This is a genomic window from Tenuifilum sp. (assembly GCF_037481895.1).
In the GTDB taxonomy this organism is placed as follows: Bacteria; Bacteroidota; Bacteroidia; order Bacteroidales; family Tenuifilaceae; genus Tenuifilum; species Tenuifilum osseticum.
On sequence record NZ_JBBFKU010000038.1, the window covers coordinates 1 to 16,661 of the forward strand.

The 16,661-nt window shown below is 44.6% G+C and carries 19 protein-coding genes; 5 read left to right on the forward strand and 14 right to left on the reverse strand.

The window, feature by feature from the left end:
• The first annotated feature begins 414 nt into the window (after positions 1 to 414).
• The 4 genes from WHS63_RS10900 (at position 415) to WHS63_RS10915 (ending at position 2,511) form a co-directional block, all read left to right on the forward strand.
• Entirely contained in the window at positions 415 to 1,017 is a 603-nt protein-coding gene (locus WHS63_RS10900; RefSeq protein WP_445205132.1) for a LemA family protein, read from the forward strand.
• A gap of 15 nt (positions 1,018 to 1,032) precedes the next feature.
• Entirely contained in the window at positions 1,033 to 1,470 is a 438-nt protein-coding gene (locus WHS63_RS10905) for a TPM domain-containing protein (protein ID WP_445205133.1), read from the forward strand.
• A 14-nt stretch (positions 1,471 to 1,484) separates the two neighbouring features.
• On the forward strand, positions 1,485 to 2,258 hold the full coding sequence (locus tag WHS63_RS10910; protein WP_445205134.1) for a TPM domain-containing protein: 774 nt from the start codon (positions 1,485 to 1,487) through the stop codon (positions 2,256 to 2,258).
• Between the two features lie 67 nt (positions 2,259 to 2,325).
• A complete protein-coding gene (locus tag WHS63_RS10915) occupies positions 2,326 to 2,511 on the forward strand; it encodes a hypothetical protein (protein ID WP_369490825.1) in 186 nt (61 codons plus the stop codon).
• Between the two features lie 276 nt (positions 2,512 to 2,787).
• Here WHS63_RS10915 and WHS63_RS10920 read toward each other — a convergent pair whose 3' ends face one another.
• The 7 genes from WHS63_RS10920 to WHS63_RS10950 form a co-directional block, all read right to left on the reverse strand.
• Positions 2,788 to 2,970, reverse strand: coding sequence for a hypothetical protein (locus WHS63_RS10920; RefSeq protein ID WP_445205135.1), 183 nt, complete (start codon positions 2,968 to 2,970; stop codon positions 2,788 to 2,790).
• A gap of 459 nt (positions 2,971 to 3,429) precedes the next feature.
• Positions 3,430 to 3,930, reverse strand: coding sequence for a hypothetical protein (locus WHS63_RS10925; RefSeq protein ID WP_445205136.1), 501 nt, complete (start codon positions 3,928 to 3,930; stop codon positions 3,430 to 3,432).
• 143 nt (positions 3,931 to 4,073) lie between these two features.
• Entirely contained in the window at positions 4,074 to 4,838 is a 765-nt protein-coding gene (locus tag WHS63_RS10930) for a zinc ribbon domain-containing protein (protein ID WP_445205137.1), read from the reverse strand.
• A gap of 3 nt (positions 4,839 to 4,841) precedes the next feature.
• Positions 4,842 to 5,936 carry a Nif3-like dinuclear metal center hexameric protein gene (locus WHS63_RS10935; RefSeq protein WP_445205138.1) on the reverse strand — a complete coding sequence of 365 codons (1,095 nt, stop codon included), beginning with the start codon at positions 5,934 to 5,936 and terminating at the stop codon, positions 4,842 to 4,844.
• Between the two features lie 6 nt (positions 5,937 to 5,942).
• Positions 5,943 to 6,281 carry a MerR family transcriptional regulator gene (locus tag WHS63_RS10940; RefSeq protein ID WP_445199507.1) on the reverse strand — a complete coding sequence of 113 codons (339 nt, stop codon included), beginning with the start codon at positions 6,279 to 6,281 and terminating at the stop codon, positions 5,943 to 5,945.
• 15 nt (positions 6,282 to 6,296) lie between these two features.
• Positions 6,297 to 7,268 carry a M23 family metallopeptidase gene (locus tag WHS63_RS10945; RefSeq protein WP_445205139.1) on the reverse strand — a complete coding sequence of 324 codons (972 nt, stop codon included), beginning with the start codon at positions 7,266 to 7,268 and terminating at the stop codon, positions 6,297 to 6,299.
• Between the two features lie 6 nt (positions 7,269 to 7,274).
• The gene (locus tag WHS63_RS10950; protein WP_445205140.1) at positions 7,275 to 8,237 is read right to left on the reverse strand and encodes a M23 family metallopeptidase; all 963 of its coding nucleotides are present in this window, start codon (positions 8,235 to 8,237) and stop codon (positions 7,275 to 7,277) included.
• Positions 8,238 to 8,388: 151 nt separating this feature from the next.
• On the opposite strand from WHS63_RS10950, the gene alaS reads away from it, so the two are divergent.
• Positions 8,389 to 11,007: an alanine--tRNA ligase gene (alaS, locus tag WHS63_RS10955; protein ID WP_445205141.1), complete on the forward strand. Its 2,619-nt coding sequence runs from the start codon at positions 8,389 to 8,391 to the stop codon at positions 11,005 to 11,007.
• 63 nt (positions 11,008 to 11,070) lie between these two features.
• Here alaS and rsxA read toward each other — a convergent pair whose 3' ends face one another.
• From rsxA to WHS63_RS10990, 7 genes are read right to left on the reverse strand one after another with little or no spacing between them, the layout of a single operon-like run.
• Positions 11,071 to 11,646, reverse strand: coding sequence for an electron transport complex subunit RsxA (gene rsxA, locus WHS63_RS10960; RefSeq protein ID WP_445205142.1), 576 nt, complete (start codon positions 11,644 to 11,646; stop codon positions 11,071 to 11,073).
• Between the two features lie 11 nt (positions 11,647 to 11,657).
• Complete coding sequence (locus WHS63_RS10965; protein WP_445199512.1) at positions 11,658 to 12,236, reverse strand: RnfABCDGE type electron transport complex subunit E; 579 nt, start codon at positions 12,234 to 12,236, stop codon at positions 11,658 to 11,660.
• Positions 12,229 to 12,810, reverse strand: coding sequence for an RnfABCDGE type electron transport complex subunit G (locus WHS63_RS10970; RefSeq protein WP_445205143.1), 582 nt, complete (start codon positions 12,808 to 12,810; stop codon positions 12,229 to 12,231). The genes WHS63_RS10965 and WHS63_RS10970 overlap by 8 nt, the downstream gene beginning before the upstream one ends.
• Positions 12,803 to 13,807, reverse strand: a complete 1,005-nt coding sequence (locus tag WHS63_RS10975; RefSeq protein ID WP_369490814.1) for an RnfABCDGE type electron transport complex subunit D — start codon at positions 13,805 to 13,807, stop codon at positions 12,803 to 12,805. Before WHS63_RS10975 ends, WHS63_RS10970 begins: the two co-directional genes overlap by 8 nt.
• Positions 13,808 to 13,838: 31 nt before the next feature.
• Positions 13,839 to 15,170 carry an electron transport complex subunit RsxC gene (gene rsxC, locus WHS63_RS10980; RefSeq protein ID WP_445205144.1) on the reverse strand — a complete coding sequence of 444 codons (1,332 nt, stop codon included), beginning with the start codon at positions 15,168 to 15,170 and terminating at the stop codon, positions 13,839 to 13,841.
• A gap of 28 nt (positions 15,171 to 15,198) precedes the next feature.
• Positions 15,199 to 16,065 (reverse strand): Fe-S cluster domain-containing protein, encoded by an 867-nt coding sequence (locus WHS63_RS10985; RefSeq protein WP_445205145.1) that lies wholly within the window; start codon positions 16,063 to 16,065, stop codon positions 15,199 to 15,201.
• 18 nt (positions 16,066 to 16,083) lie between these two features.
• Complete coding sequence (locus tag WHS63_RS10990; RefSeq protein WP_445205146.1) at positions 16,084 to 16,506, reverse strand: SoxR reducing system RseC family protein; 423 nt, start codon at positions 16,504 to 16,506, stop codon at positions 16,084 to 16,086.
• Positions 16,507 to 16,661: the final 155 nt, after the last annotated feature.

Consider the following 16,661-nt stretch of genomic DNA (forward strand, 5'->3'; position numbering starts at 1 on the left):
ATTCCGTTGTGAAAACATTTAAAGCGGTCTCAGTGCAAACTGGGATCGTTTTCTTTTTGGGCTTTAAATGTTTCGTGAACTCCATTGAAAAGCAATTAGAAGGTGAACAAAACATTTAAGGCGGGGCAACTCGCCTTTCTTTTTTATACCCTTTTCTTTTTCCGTTTCCGCTTTAAATGCTTAACATAAAAATATTAAAAATCTTAATAAACAAAAAAACATAAAATCATATCATTCTAAATTTTTAAAATTGCACATTCTGCCAGTATGTCATTTTGTGCATTGGTAGTTACATTGCCAATATATGTTAAATCGTACACGTATTTGTGACCAGTTTTAAATCTTTACCTTAACTTGTGCATGATTTTTGATACCAATGACATCGGATTTATTAACCTTAAAAACCATACAGCAATGAACATCAGCAAGAAATGGATTGTGGCAGGTATTGTTATCCTGTTGGTTATCTTTATTTACAGCTCCATTAAGGGCACATACAACAACATGGTAAAGAAGGATGAGGGTGTAAAAGCGCAGTGGGGCAATGTGGAAACAGCCTACCAGCGCAGGCTCGACCTTATTCCCAACCTGGTAAATACGGTTAAGGGCTATGCCAACTTTGAGCAGCAAACCCTTACCCAGGTAATTGAGGCCAGAGCAAAAGCCACAAGCGTAAACATCAAGCCCGATAACCTGAACGAGCAAAGCTTAAAGCAGTTCCAGGCAGCTCAGGGTGAGTTAAGCAGTGCCTTGGCTCGCTTAATGGTTGTGGTTGAGCAGTACCCTAACCTAAAAGCCAATGAGCAGTTCGTTAACCTGCAGGCTCAGCTTGAAGGCACGGAGAACCGTATTGCCGTTGAGCGCCGCAAGTTTAATGAGTTGGTTCAGGATTACAACTCGTACATACGCCAGTTCCCCAAAAATATCTGGGCTAGCCTGTTTGGCTTTGAGAAGAAGGGTTACTTTGAGGCTGAAGCTGGTGCCGAAAAGGCTCCAAAGGTTGATTTCACCAACTAGCATCAAGGTTGAACCATGAAACCCAAGGATTACTTCACCCCTGCCCAGCAAGGTCAAATTGTTGAAGCCATTGAGCAAGCCGAAAGGCAAACCTCGGGCGAAATCAGGGTGCACGTGGAGTGGGAATGCAAGGGTAGCCCATTGGATAGGGCTGCCCGTATTTTTGCCATGCTCAAAATGCACAAGACAAAGCTACGCAATGGGGTTCTATTTTACCTATCGCTTAAGGACCATAAGTTTGCCATACTGGGCGATGTGGGCATAAACGTAAAAGTGCCCGAAAACTTTTGGGATACTATAAAGGAAGCCATGCTGGCCGACTTTAAGGAGGGTCGCCTTACCGAGGGTTTGGTTAAGGGAATTGGAATGGCTGGCGAGCAGCTATCGGCTCACTTCCCATTCGACCCCAACACCGATACCAACGAGCTGAGCGATGAAATATCGTTTGGTTAAAAAATGATTTTAATATGAAGCGAATACTTTATACCATACTCTCGTTGTTGGCTCTTACAGTGCCTGTAAAGGCACAGGATATCCCCGACCCCATGTCGCCACCCCGACTGGTAAACGATTTTGCCGGTATCCTTTCGGCTGATGAGCAGTACGCCCTTGAGCAGAAGCTGCGGGCCTATAACGACACTACATCAACCCAAATCTATGTGGTAACCGTTAAGGACCTCAACGGTTACGAACCTTCGGATTTTGCTTTTAGACTTGGCGAAAAGTGGAGTGTTGGCCAAAAGGGAAAGAACAACGGAATAATTATTCTGATTAAACCTAAGATTGGTAACGACAAAGGCCGTGCATTCATAGCCACAGGCTATGGCATGGAGGAGGTAATACCCGATGTAACAGCCCGACAGATTGTAGATAAGGAGATGATTCCTTACTTTAAGGAGAACCGTTACTACAAAGGGATTGATGCTGCCATTAACGTGATTATTGATTTGGCAGCCGGGCTTTACACCGCCGATGAATACTACAGCGGCGAATCGCCTTGGCCTGGCATCATATTCATCATAATCTTTTTTGCCATTATCTTCCTATCGGCACGCAGGGGTAATAGGCTGCAGGGTGGCAGTATAGGAAGGAATCTGCCATTTTGGCTGTTGATGAGTAGCATGGGTAGTGGCAGAGGCAGTAGTTTTGGTCACTTCTCGTCGGGGTCAGGTAGTTTTGGAGGATTTAGCGGTGGTGGTGGCGGCAGCTTTGGCGGCGGCGGCGCAGGTGGTAGCTGGTAATAAAAAAAAGTTGATAGCTAACAAACAAGTAGCTTGATTAACATTGTTAAATTAAAAGAAAATCATCATGGCAAAGAATGAAATCCACTGCAACGGCGCTGCCGGAACCCTTTACGGGCTAGGTTTTATTGGGGCGGCAATTTACTACATCTCCGCAGCAACATCGTTCTGGGTAGGTGTACTGGGGTTCCTTAAGGCGTTGGTTTGGCCTGCATTGCTGGTATACGGATTACTCAAGCATTTCGGGCTTTAGAGTATACAAGTTTTTTAGACGAAACTAACCCTGCACGCCTTAGGCGTGCAGGGTTTTTCAATATTCAGTATTAACTTTTAGAAATCTGGAACCAACGTCGTTTAGTTAAGGTTGTTTGTAATATTGGGTCCCGATATAAATAGGGAAAGACTCCGCTGAAACATAACAACGAGGGATGAATAGAGATCCTTCGCTCCCCGCTAGGGCGGGACAGGCCGCTCAGGATGACAAATGAAGTTGTTCGTGTAAGTTGTTCGTTATTCGTGGGACACGACCTCACCCCAGTCCTTTCCCCTGAGAGGAAATGGAGCGGAAGAAGCAAGCAGAGGCATAAAAGCCCGACCCGGCAATGGGTCGGGGGTGGAACGTGGCGGTGGGTTTAGTAAGCGATACCACATGAGTCACGCCACAGGCGTGGCGAATAGTATCGCGTGGAAGTTCCAACCGCGGGGCACCCATCGGGTCGGGCTTTTCAGCCTTGATTTTCTTTGGTTCTTTCTTGTATCAAGACAAGAAAGAACATGTAAAACGCTCTTTGCCATGCTTTTCTGTTGCGATGCAACGGTTAACCCTTTCTCTTTGGATTATGTATTGCGTGCATCGCTGTACATACGGAAGTTTCATGGAGTTACAAATGTTTCGCCCCTACGGGGCTGGAAGCGTTGTTCGTTGCTCGTGAATCGTTGTTCGTAAATGCCATTCTGTGTAACACCGTGTTACACTGTGAAACCCTGTGAGACTTATTTAGTTGATGGTTGACAGTTGATGGTTGTTAGTGAGGGTAATGTCATGTTGAGCGTTAGCGAAACATCTCATGGGGTCGAATAGAGATCATTCGCTGCGCTCAGGATGACAAAAACAATGTCAGTTCTTCTATCTATACAACATTGAATCTAGAATTAGTCCAGTACTTGTCTGTTATTCGTCAATTCCAGCCATATCCAGCCATCCGCTAACGGTAATGGTTTGGCTGTAGTTGTCGTATGTGATGGTAACAGTAACCGTTCTATTGTCAGTTGCCCAGTGGGTAATGGGCAAATTGGTAAAGCCATCGTAATTGGGCTGATCGTAAAGCATTACCTGTACACCACTACCATTGTCAACCCCTAAACGATATTCAGCCCAGTGACCGCTTGGTAGGTCAAGGGTAAAATAGATATGCTGGCCAGGAGCAATCCGTTGCCCATTCTTAAGAATGTTTTCACTCCAGGGTTCGGTTGGCTGAAGCTGTGAATCAACCGGTCCGCGGTTTCGGATTTGCAGGGTTGTAATGGTGTACTGCGATTCCGGATCGTTGATGAACTTTACATACAGGGTATCCTTTTTGATTTCGTTTTCATCATTTTTATCGCACGAGAATGAGCCGAGAACCATTACCGCTGCTAACAGCGCAAACGCAAGATACTTTAGATAATTCATATTTTAAAGGATTTGAAATTTTTGCAATGTAATCAAAAATCAATACTATATGTTGAAGTACCATATAATTGGTAAGGTAAACTTAATTAATAAATAAAACGCCCATTGCAGGGCGTTAATGGTATTGAAGATAATTAATTAGCTTACTCGAGCAGGGAATCGTCAACCAGAATACGGCCGCAGTACTCGCAAACAATTACCTTCTTATGCATCTTGATGTCGAGCTGGCGCTGTGGTGGAATTTTATTGAAGCAACCACCACAGGCATCGCGCTGAACAGTAACCACAGCAAGACCATTACGGGCATTGCCCCTGATGCGCTTGTAGGCAGTTAGCAATCGGGGTTCAATGTTCTGGGCATACTCATCGCTCAGGCGGTAAAGTTCATCCTCCTCTTTCTGGGTTTCCTGGGTGATATTCTCGAGTTCCTGTTTCTTAACGTTCAAATCGTGTGTACGCTCCTCAACGGTTTTCTCGGTTTGCTCAACCTGTTGTTTTTTATCCTTTATCTGCTGGGTGTACTCCTTAATGCGCTTGTTGCAAAGTTCAATTTCAAGGGTTTGGTATTCAATCTCCTTGGTAAGTGAGTCGTACTCCCTATTGTTGCGAACGTTTTTCTGCTGCTCCTGGTACTTCTTGATAAGAGCCTCAGCATCCTTGATTTCAATTTTTTTCTGGTTGATTTGGGTTTCCAAATCATGGATCTCTTTCTTGTAGTTATCGATACGGGTAGTAAGACCCTCAATTTCATCTTCCAGATCCTGAACCTCAAGGGGAAGCTCCCCGCGTAACAATTTAATCTTATCAATTTTGGAATCTACCTGCTGAAGCTTGTAAAGGAAACGGAGTTTCTCCTCAATGGACAGTTCAGTGCTCTGCTCAGCCGGTTTGATCTTCTCTTTAGCCATAATCTATATGTAGTTAATAGGATTAGTTCGTACTTTGGATTTTAAGACTGCAAAATTAGATATTTTTTTTGAGAGTAAATCATAAAAAATATCAATGGTAAATTGTTCGCTTTCAAAATGTCCAATATCAATGATTACAATTCGATTTTCGGCATCGAAAAACTGGTGGTATTTCACATCGGCAGTAATAAAAACATCGGCATTGGCAGCAATAGCATCATTCAAAAGCGATATGGCGCTACCCCCGCAAATGGCAACCCTGGAAATAAAATCCTTAACAGGATTTGTGTACCTAACGCAAGGGGCTCTGAATTGTTGCTTTACATGCTTAACAAAATCGATAGTATTCATTGGTTCAGGCAAGTCGCCTACCACTCCCAACCCGGCCTTTTTATAGGGTAAATCGAGGGGGTAAACATCGTAGGCAACCTCTTCGTAGGGATGAGCCTCAACCATAGCTTTAACCACAGCGCTAAGTATATGACGAGGCACAATGGTCTCAACCCTAACCTCGGGCTCAAAGTGGATTTTGCCCTTTTCACCAACGAACGGATTTGTGCCATCGCCAGCCCTGAAGGTTCCCTGGCCCTGAATGTTGAAGGAGCAAGAATCGTAGTTTCCAATAACCCCTGCGCCAGCATTGAACATAGCCTGCCGAACAGCCTCAGCGTACTCAGTAGGAACAAAGGTAACCAGCTTTACGAGTTGACCGGTAAGCGGGCTTAACACCTGGGTGCTGGTTAAGCCTAAAACCTCAGCCATTTTGAAACTTACACCACCCTGCACACTGTCGATATTAGTGTGGGCGGCGTAAATGGCAATGTTGTTCCTAATGGCATTAACCACAACCTGTTCAACGTAACTTTTGCCAGTTATGCGCTTAAGCCCCTTAAAAATTAAAGGGTGATGGGCCACTATCAGGTTTGCCCCTCCTGCAACAGCCTCAGCAACTACTTGGGGGGTAACATCAATTGTAAGTAAAACAACAGTCACCTCCATGTTAGCATCGCCAAGAATGAGGCCGGAGTTATCGTAATCTTCCTGAAAAGCAAGCGGAGCAAACGATTCCAGGATTGAGGTTACTTCTCTAACAGTCATAAACGCTTAATCGAGCAAATCGCGAATTTCAATGAGCATGCCCTTAATCTCGGTAAGGCACTCCACAATCTTGTAATTATCGGTAAGTTCCTCCTTTTGAGCCGAAAGCTTTTTACGGGCACCTTCAAGGGTCATTCCCTGCTCTTTAACCAGATGGTAAATCAGTTTCAGGTTTTCGATATCGTTCTTGGTAAAGTAGCGATTGCCTTTTTTGTTCTTGTGGGGCTTTATTACATCAAAATTTTTTTCCCAGAAGCGGATTAACGAGGTGTTTACGCCCAACATCTCGGCCACTTCGCCAATGGAGTAGTAATACTTTTCAATTTTTTTCTCTTTGTATGGCATTTTAGTAAGGATTGGCTAATCGAAACTTTGTGTGGGTTGCGAGGCAATATCAACCAGTTTCTCGTATTGCTCGGGTGTTAAGTCGTTAAAGTAGTAGTGAATGGGGTTAACGGGCTGGCCATTCCGGTGTACCTCGTAGTGTAAATGGGGAGCCACCGATGTTCCTGTGTTGCCAACATATCCAATAACCATACCGCGCCTAACACGCTGCCCCTTTCGTACGGCAACCTTGCTCATATGAGCGTAAAGGGTTGAATAACCAAAGCCGTGGTCAATAATAACATGATTGCCATAACCACGCTGAGCATAAACAATATCAACCACTACCCCATCGCCAGTAGCAAATATTTCGGTTCCTGTAGGAGCGGTAAAGTCCATACCGTTATGCATTTTAAGCACCTTATAGAAAGGATGAATGCGCATGCCAAACGATGAGGCCACACGGGTTAGCTCCTTATCGCGAATAGGCATAATGGCAGGGATGCTTCGCAGCATCTCGTCCTTGCGTTTAGCCAAATCGGTTATCTCATCGAATGAGCGGCTTTGGATGTATGCTTTTTTGGTTAGGGCATCAACCTTCTTGGTGGTTTCAATAATCAGCTTGCTATTGGATAACTTCTCCAGCTCAGCATAACGGTTTACACCACCTATACCGGCCTCGCGAATTGAGGCAGGAATGGGTTCGGCCTCAAAAATGATACGGTAGATGCCCTCATCGCGACGCTGTAAATTGTTGATTACGGAGTTTAGCTGTTCAATACGACGGGTTATAAGCTCGTAGTTTGTAAGCAGTTCCTGATTTTCGCGCTTTAGCTTACGAACCTCAGGAGTATCGATAAATATTGGGAAAACCAAGTAGGAAATAAAACCAATTACAAAGGTGGCCAGTAGGTATTTTGCAGCACGGAAAAGATGATCTTTTATGGTTTTCCTTTCCCTAACAAAGATCAGCTGTTCCGGATGAAATTTATACTTATGCTTTACCATATAGCCTTAATCCAAAAATTGACTTGAATACTTCTTGAGCATGTTTTGGTAGTCGTCCTCGGTCATGTCGTTAAAGTAGTTGATTGGATTCACGGGTTTACCACGGAGTATAACCTCATAATGGAGGTGTGGGCCAGTACTTTTTCCTGAACTACCCAGTAAACCTACCTTCTCTGCCCGTTTAACCCGTTGTCCAACCTTTACCAGCACTTTACTTAGGTGGGCATAGCGTGTTTTATAGCCAAAACCATGGTCAACTACAACCTCGTTACCATAGCCGTTGAAGGAGTAACCAGCTTCAACCACAATACCGTCGCCGGTGGAATAGATAGGAGTACCAACCGAGCCCACAAAATCAATTCCCGCATGCATGGTAATAGCCCCGTTTATGGGATCGCGACGGAAACCGTACAAGCTTGAAACCCTAATCAGATCCTTTGTGTTGATGGGTTGAATGGCTGGAACACATAAAATCATCTTTTCCTTATTCTTGGCCATTTCAGCAACATCATCAAAAGAGCGCGATTGAACGTAGGCTCGCCAGGTAAGTTCATCGAGCGCCCTTAGAGTCTTTATAAGGGTTAATGAGTTGGTGGCTGAACGTAGGTTAGCATACTTATCCACACCGCCATAACCACCCCTACGAATGGTGTTAGGAATGGTATCGGCCTCAAAAATAGCCCGGTAAATATTATTGTCCTTGGCTTCAAGTACCGCCAATGCATTGCTCAGCTCAAATATTTGCTTTTGAGCCAACTCATATTTAAGTACGTACTCAGCATTAGCCCTTTTAAGCGACTGCTCAACTGGAGTATCGTAGATAACAGAAAAAGCATAGCCTAACCCCAAAAAAACACCTGCATAAAATCCCAAATGAATTAGTATCTTTGCAAACTGTTTGTAAAGAGGTATTCGAATAACATCGAATTTGAGTGTATGGGGGTTAAACTGGTATTTAAATTTTGCCATGTCCTTTAACACAAACTGTTACAATGTAACACACTTTTGACAAACTGCAACAAAACTATGGTAAAAATATTTTTTACACAAGTAAAAAGAACAATTTTTTTACTTTAAATAGTTAAATAGAGAATATTAACATTTTCAATACTAACTTTTTATGACTTCAAAGGAATTGCGTCAGAAATTTTTAGACTTTTTTGCTGGCAAGTCGCACCAAATTGTGCCTTCGGCACCAATGGTAATTAAGGATGACCCAACGCTGATGTTCACCAATGCAGGCATGAACCAGTTTAAGGATATTTTCCTTGGCAACGCACCGGTTAAGTATCCCCGAGTAGCCAACTCGCAGAAATGCCTCAGGGTATCGGGCAAGCATAACGATTTGGAAGAAGTTGGTCATGACACCTACCACCACACCATGTTTGAGATGCTTGGGAACTGGTCGTTTGGCGATTACTTTAAACGCGAAGCCATTGATTGGGCCTGGGAGTTTCTGGTTGATGTGCTTAAAATAGATAAGAACAGGCTTTACGCAACAATATTTGAGGGTAGCCCTGACGAAGGAATTGAGCGCGACCTTGAGGCTTTTGAGTGCTGGAAGAAACACCTGCCCGAAGGCAGAATCCTTCTTGGAAATAAAAAGGATAATTTCTGGGAAATGGGCGATACAGGACCTTGCGGACCCTGTACCGAGATTCATATTGATTTACGCGATGATGATGAGCGTAAGGCTATACCCGGTGAGCAAATGGTTAATAAGGGGCATCCCCAGGTAATTGAAATCTGGAACCTTGTATTCATCCAATTCAACCGTAAAGCCAATGGTTCATTAGAGCCACTTCCGGCCAAGCATGTTGATACGGGTATGGGCTTTGAACGTTTGGCCATGGTGGTTCAGGGCAAAAAGAGCAACTACGATACCGATGTATTCACGCCAATTATTGACCGTATATCGCAAATGTGCGGAATAGCCTATGGGGCTGACCCTAAGGCAGATGTGGCCATGCGCGTTATTGCTGACCACCTCAGGGCAATTAGTTTTTCAATTGCCGATGGGCAGCTACCATCCAACGTTAAGGCTGGGTATGTAATACGCCGCATTCTCCGTAGGGCGGTTCGATACGGTTACACATTCCTGAACTTCCGCGAACCGTTTATCGATAGCCTTGTGGCCGTTCTGGTTGAACAAATGGGCGACCACTACCCTGAACTTAAGGCACAGCAAACCCTCATCACCAATGTAATCAACAAGGAGGAGGCAACATTCCTGCGCACTCTTGAAACGGGTATCAAGCTGCTTGAGCAGCTTATTGAAAAGGCTGCAAAGGAAAACAGAACCGAGATATCGGGTAAGGATGCCTTTGTGCTCTACGATACCTACGGTTTCCCGCTCGACCTTACTGAACTCATTTTGCGTGAGCATACCCTGAGCGTTAACCGCTCAGAGTTCGATGCCGAGATGGCTACCCAAAAGGAGCGTTCCAGAGCTGACGCTGCAGTTGAAGCTGACGATTGGATTAACGTGACCAATGCGGAAAAGGTAGAGTTTGTTGGGTATGACACTCTTAAAACCGACACCCGCATTATCCGTATGCGAACGGTTAAAACCAAGGGGAAAGAGCAGTACCACGTTGTGCTCGACCGCACTCCTTTTTACGCTGAATCAGGCGGTCAAGTGGGCGATTCGGGATTACTTGAAAGCGACTCGGAATCCATTAAGGTGATTAACACCTTTAAGGAGAACAACCTTATTATACATCTTGTAGATAGATTGCCTCAAAACCCCAACTCGCCGTTCTTTGCCACAGTTGATTACGAAAAACGAATTCGAACTGCAAATAACCACTCAGCCACACACCTGCTCCACAATGCGCTACGCGCAATTCTGGGCACCCATGTTGAGCAAAAAGGTTCATTGGTTCACCCCGATTACTTGCGTTTCGACTTCTCACACTTCCAAAAAATGACCGATGAGGAGATCCGTAAGGTAGAACAACGGGTAAACAAGCTTATCCGACAAAACATACAGCTCGATGAACACCGAAGTGTTCCCATGGAGCAAGCTCAAAAAATGGGAGCCATTGCCCTATTTGGCGAAAAGTATGGCGAAAACGTAAGGGTTATTAAGTTTGGCGAGTCGGTTGAGCTTTGCGGTGGAACCCACACCAAGGCAACCGGTAACATTGGTTACTTCAAGATTGTTTCGGAGGGCGCCATTGCAGCAGGGGTACGCCGTATTGAAGCAATTACCGGCGAAAAAGCCGAAGAGTTTGTTTACTCACAGATTGATACAATCAACCAGGTAAAGTCAACTCTTGGCAATCCACCAAACGTTATTCAGGCTGTATCCAAGCTGGTTGATGAAAACAACCTGCTAAAAGATCAGCTAAATTCCCTACAAGCCGAAAAACTAAAAGCGGTTAAAGCTGAGCTTAAAGCAAAGGCTACCGAGCGTAATGGTATCAACCTGATTTGCGAGCGCATAAGCATAGGTAATGCCGATGCCATAAAGGATTTAGCATTCCAGCTGAAAAATGAGGTGCCAAACCTTTTCCTGGTATTGGGCTCTGAGGCCGATGGCAAAGCGCTACTTACCATTATGATAAACGAAACGCTTGTTGAGAAGCATGGCCTAAATGCAGCTGCTATTGTTAAGGAAGCCGCTAAGGAAATCCAAGGGGGCGGTGGCGGACAACCATTCTTTGCCACAGCTGGAGGTAAAAACCCCGATGGATTGGATAAAGCGATAGTAAAAGCCAAGGAAGCAATAAAGTAGAAATCATAAAGGCTGCCCCAAATAAGGCAGCCTTTAATTTATTGTCAAAAAAATAAACGATTTCTACTTAACAATGCCTGCAAAGCCCATAAAGGCCAGAGCCAGAATACCTGCGGTGAGCAGAGCAATGGGAACACCCTTCATCCCCTTAGGAACGTTAGCTAAATCGAGCTGCTCACGAATACCAGCCATTATTACAAGCGCTAGTCCAAAACCAATTGCTGTTGCTCCTCCAAAAACAACCCCTTCAAGCAGGTTATAGTTCTTTTTGATAACCAGAATGGCTACACCAAGAACAGCACAGTTTGTAGTGATAAGGGGAAGGAAAATACCTAGGGCCTGGTATAATGCAGGACTCAACTTTTTCAGCATAATCTCCACCATTTGCACCAGAGCAGCAATTACCAGAATGAACACAATGGTTTGCATAAAACCAATTCCCAAAGGATTCAGTACGTAATGCTGAATGAGGAAAGTAACCATTGTTGCCAGTACAATTACAAAAGTAACGGCACCCGCCATACCAATAGATGTGTCTATCTTATTTGATACACCCAAGAAAGGGCAAATGCCAAGGAATTGCGATAGAACAACGTTGTTAACAAATATGGCGGCAATTATAATTATTAGATATTCCATACTGTTTCCTCCTATTTCTTGAGACGGTTAAAAATGGCAATCAGGTAGGCAAGGGCAATAAATGCACCCGGCGAAAGGATAAATACAAGAATTGCATCGCCCGATATAAACTTATGGTCAAACAGTGAGCCTGCCCCTAAGATTTCCCTTACAGAGCCTAAAAGGGTTAAGGCAAATGTAAAGCCCAGCCCCATACCAATACCATCGAGTATTGAGTCAAAAACGCTGTTTTTGTTGGCAAAAGCCTCGGCACGACCAAGAACTATGCAGTTTACAACAATAAGAGGGATGAAAATACCAAGTTTCTCGTAAAGCGACTGGGTGTAGGCCTGCATAACCAGATCGACAATGGTTACAAATGTAGCAATTACTACTATGTACGAAGGAATACGCACTTTATCGGGAATAAAGCGTGCAATAAGCGAGATTACCGTATTGGAACCCAACAAGACAAAGGTTGTTGCAAGTCCCATTCCCAATCCATTCATGGCCGAGGATGTGGTAGCCAGGGTAGGACACATCCCAAGAACAATTACAAATATGGGATTTTCCTTTATTATCCCTTTAGTCAGGTTATATAGCTTACTCATGCTTACCTCCTTCCTTTAAAGCATTATATGCACGGATTACTGCATCGCAGTAGGCGCGGCTCGAAATGGTTGAAGCAGTAATAGCATCAACATCTCCCCCATCCTTTTTAACCTTAAGCTTAAATGTTTCGGGGTTTTTCCCCTCAAACTGAAGGCTAAAATTTGATTTTTTGGGGTCCATCTTATCGCCTAATCCGGGAGTTTCCTTGTGTGAGATAACAGCAATCTTATTAATGGTTCCATCGGGAAGGAAACCAACCATAAGCTCAATTAAACCAGCAAAACCATTGTTGCTAAAGGTTTTTACTGCTGTTCCTACAGGTTGCCCTTCCTTTGTAGCCGGATAAAAGGTAAGTTCGCCACCATCAACAGCAACACTGTAAGCCTCGTTTCCGGGTTGATTATCAAACTCGGGGAGTACAGCCTTAATGGCATTATTTATTTTTGCCTGCTGCGCAAGGGCAATTGGCTCCTTGGTTGATTGATAAACCAGGCCAAGCGCCGCAGAAGCTACCAGGGTAATAACCAGCAGGGTAGCCGCCATATTCTTGAAATTCGATTCCACCTTAGCCATTGCGCTTTACCTCCTCTCCAAAACGTTTAGGTTTAACATATCGGTTGATTAATGGCACAAAGGCGTTCATGATTAGAATGGCAAACGAAACGCCCTCAGGGTATGCTCCCCATACCCTTATAATCACTGTTAACAACCCTATACCAATACCAAAAATCAGCATTCCTTTTGGGTGCATGGGTGAGGTAACATAATCGGTTGCCATGTATATGGCACCAATCATTACACCTCCGGTAACCAAGTGGAAAATTGGGTCGGCATTCAGTTCAGGGTTTATTAGCCATAGGATACCCGTGAAAACAAAAATGGTTGTGAAAATTGATATTGGAATATGCCAGGTTATCACCTTTTTATAGAGTAACCACGCAAAACCTATGAGTAGAGCCAAGGCTGATATTTCGCCAAGCGAACCACCCATAACCCCCATGAAAAGCTGAAGGTGCGAGGGAATTTGGTCAGCAATTTGCGAAATGGTATCTCCCTTTTTTAACCCTTCCTTCAGTATGGCCAGGGGTGTTGGGCCTGTAATAGCATCGATATACTTTAAACGCGATTCAATTGGCAGTGGCCAACTGGTCATCTGAACCGGGAAGGATATCAGCATGAAAACGCGAGCCGCTAAAGCGGGGTTGAAAGGATTGCTTCCCAACCCACCAAAGCTCATTTTGGCAACTCCAATGGCAAATAAGCTACCAATTACAACAATGTACCAGGGCAAGTTGCTTGGAACGTTAAAGGCAAGCAGCAAACCAGTAACAATGGCTGAACCATCGGTAATGGTGGGCTGAACCTTAAGAATGAACTTTTGAATAAGATATTCAAACAGAACACATGAGAGTACCGAGAGTAATGTAACTATTAGGGCACCTACGCCAAAGTAGTAAAGTGAAACCGCAAAAGCGGGCATAAGCGCCAATACCACGTTGAACATAAGTCGGCTGGTCGATTCGCCGCTATGCACGTGGGGTGATGGTGAAACTACAAGTTTACTATCCATTATCTTTTTAAGTTTGGCTGGTTATGTCAAATTAGTTCTTTCGAGCCCTGATGATTTTATTCACTTCGCTCTTTCCTAACCTGATGTAATCGAGCAAAGGAAGGTTTGCCGGGCACTCAAAGCTGCACGATCCGCACTCCATACAATCGAGCACACGCTCATGCTCCATTTTGTCGAACATCATACGCTGGCTCATACGAATGAGTAAGTATGGTTCAAGCCCCATGGGACAGGCTGTAACACACTTGGCGCAGCGTATACATACGCTATCAGCCTTACGTCTCGATTCGTTTGCAGGGAAAACGATTATGCCCGATGTACCCTTGGTAACCGGAACAGAAATGTCGGTTACCGCTTTACCCATCATGGGGCCGCCGTTAACCACCTTAGCAGTATCGTCGGGTAAACCACCGGCAGCAGCTATCAGGTCAGTAACCGGTGTACCAATTCGAACTAAAAAGTTTGATGGTTTGGCTAAGTTCTTCCCGGTTACGGTAACCACGCGCTCAAAAAGGGGCTTATTCTTTTGAACTGCCTCGTAAACCGCAAAAGCTGTACCCACATTGTGTACAACTGCACCTATATCTATAGGTAAGCCACCCGATGGAACCTCGCGGTTGATGAGCGCTTTAATAAGCTGCTTTTCACCCCCTTGAGGGTATTTTACCTTTAGCGCATGAATGCTAATGCCTTGGTAATCCTTTGAAATATCGGAAAGATATTTAATGGCATCGGGCTTGTTATTCTCAATGCCAATCATAGCCTTGTCGACACCTAGGGCCCTCATGAGCAACTGAATACCCACCATCAGCTCATGCCCCTTTTCGAGCATCAAGCGGTGATCCGATGTGAGGTATGGTTCACACTCAACACCGTTAATTATGAGCACATCGGCTTTTTTGCCGGTTGGAACCGAAAGTTTAACATGCGATGGGAATGTTGCTCCGCCAAGACCAACAATACCAGCCTCGGCTATTTTCTTGATGATGGTTTGCGCATCGGCATCGATTGTGCGCTTTAGCTCAGGCGATCTATCAATTGTAGGTTCCCACTCATCGCCCTCAACTACAATTGTTACAGCTTGACGCTTGTAGCCGGAACTGTCGAGAACTGGATCAACCGATTCAACCGTACCCGATACCGATGAATGAATATTGGCCGAGACAAATCCTGCGCTTTGAGCAATAAGCTGGCCAACCTTAACTTTATCGCCCTTAGCAACCACTATGGTTGCAGGTGCTCCAATGTGCTGCGATACAGGAATGCTTACCTTTGCTGGTAGCGGCAACACCTCAATGGGCCTATCGGCCGAAAATTTATTCTCAGGCGGATGAACGCCTCCTTTAGCAAATGTCTTCAACATTACTATATGGTTATGTTAGGTGTTACAATTAATTATTTTCTACATTCTCAGCTTGCCCTTCGACCTTTTGCTTACGTGGTGGGAAGTTTATTTCAAGGATTGCACCAGTAGGGCACTCCTCCACGCACTTACGGCAAAGCTTACACTTGTTGTAATCGATATAGGCAAGGTTATTTTCAAGGGTGATGGCATCGTGGGGGCAAACCTTAACACACTTTCCACAGCCAATGCATGCCACCTGGCAAGCCTTACGGGCTGGGCCACCCTTATCCTTGTTAATACACGATACAAAGATGCGCTTACCCTTAGGCCCCTTTTTGCGAAGCTCAATGATGAACTTTGGACACGCCTTAACGCAAGCACCGCAAGCGGTACACTTCTCCTCATCAACCACGGGTAAAAGGGTTACCGGATCGATATAAATGGCATCGAACTTACAAACGGCTACGCAATCGCCTAAGCCAAGGCAACCATACTGGCAACCTGTATCGCCACTATATAGGGCGGTGGCCAGCTTACACGATGATGCGCCATCGTACTCCACAAGGCGTTTCCGGTGCTCTGGGCTACCCGAGCAGCGTACAACGGCAATCATGGGATCCTTTGCCTCGGCGGTCTGGCCAAGAACCTCGGCAGCCTTAGCCATGGTATCGTTACCACCTACAGGGCAAAACATCGAACCAATATCGTCGGTTTTAACGAATGCCTCGGCAAAGCCCCGGCAACCGGGATATCCACACCCGCCACAGTTAGCCCCGGGCAGTACGGCCTCAACCAAATCGATACGCGGATCCTCAATTACCTTAAATTTCTGAGCCACAAGGTATAACACTATGGCAAGCGCCACACCTAAAAGGCTAAGAACTAAAACTGCTGTAATAATGATAGAATTCATAGATTAGGTTGGTTTTACTTATAATTTCTCAATATCAAAATGAAACTGTTTCTCAATACTTCTCCTAAATAAGTAAAGCATAAGGTAGTAGGGTACAAGAACAGCCAACGAGAGCAAACCGGATACTGACTCGCTAAACCCCAAGGCATTGAACACAAAAAGGGAAACAACAAGAACGATTAACGGAAGGATGTATCCCAAAAATAAAGCCTTGAAACCAAGCGATTGCTGCATGGTAACCTTAACGGTTTCGCCTACGGTGTAATTATGGTATGGTTTTGATACTACTACCTGTTTCTCGGCAACATCGGCTGCAGAACAGGCCCCTTTAGCATGACAGCTGGCGCAAGCGGACTGGCTGATTATTGTTACCCGAATATCGGTTGCAGTTATTGCCTCAACACGTCCTAAATGCTCAATAACATTGGGTTTTGAAGACATCTACGGAAAACGTTTGAAATCAACCACAAAAATAATTTTCTTTAGTATACAATTCAGCCGTAAATGCAATTTGGAATCATTCTAAACATTTGCAAAATACTTAATGTAAAGTTCAGCAATCGATTGCATGGCTTTTACCTTAAATCTGTTTGAAA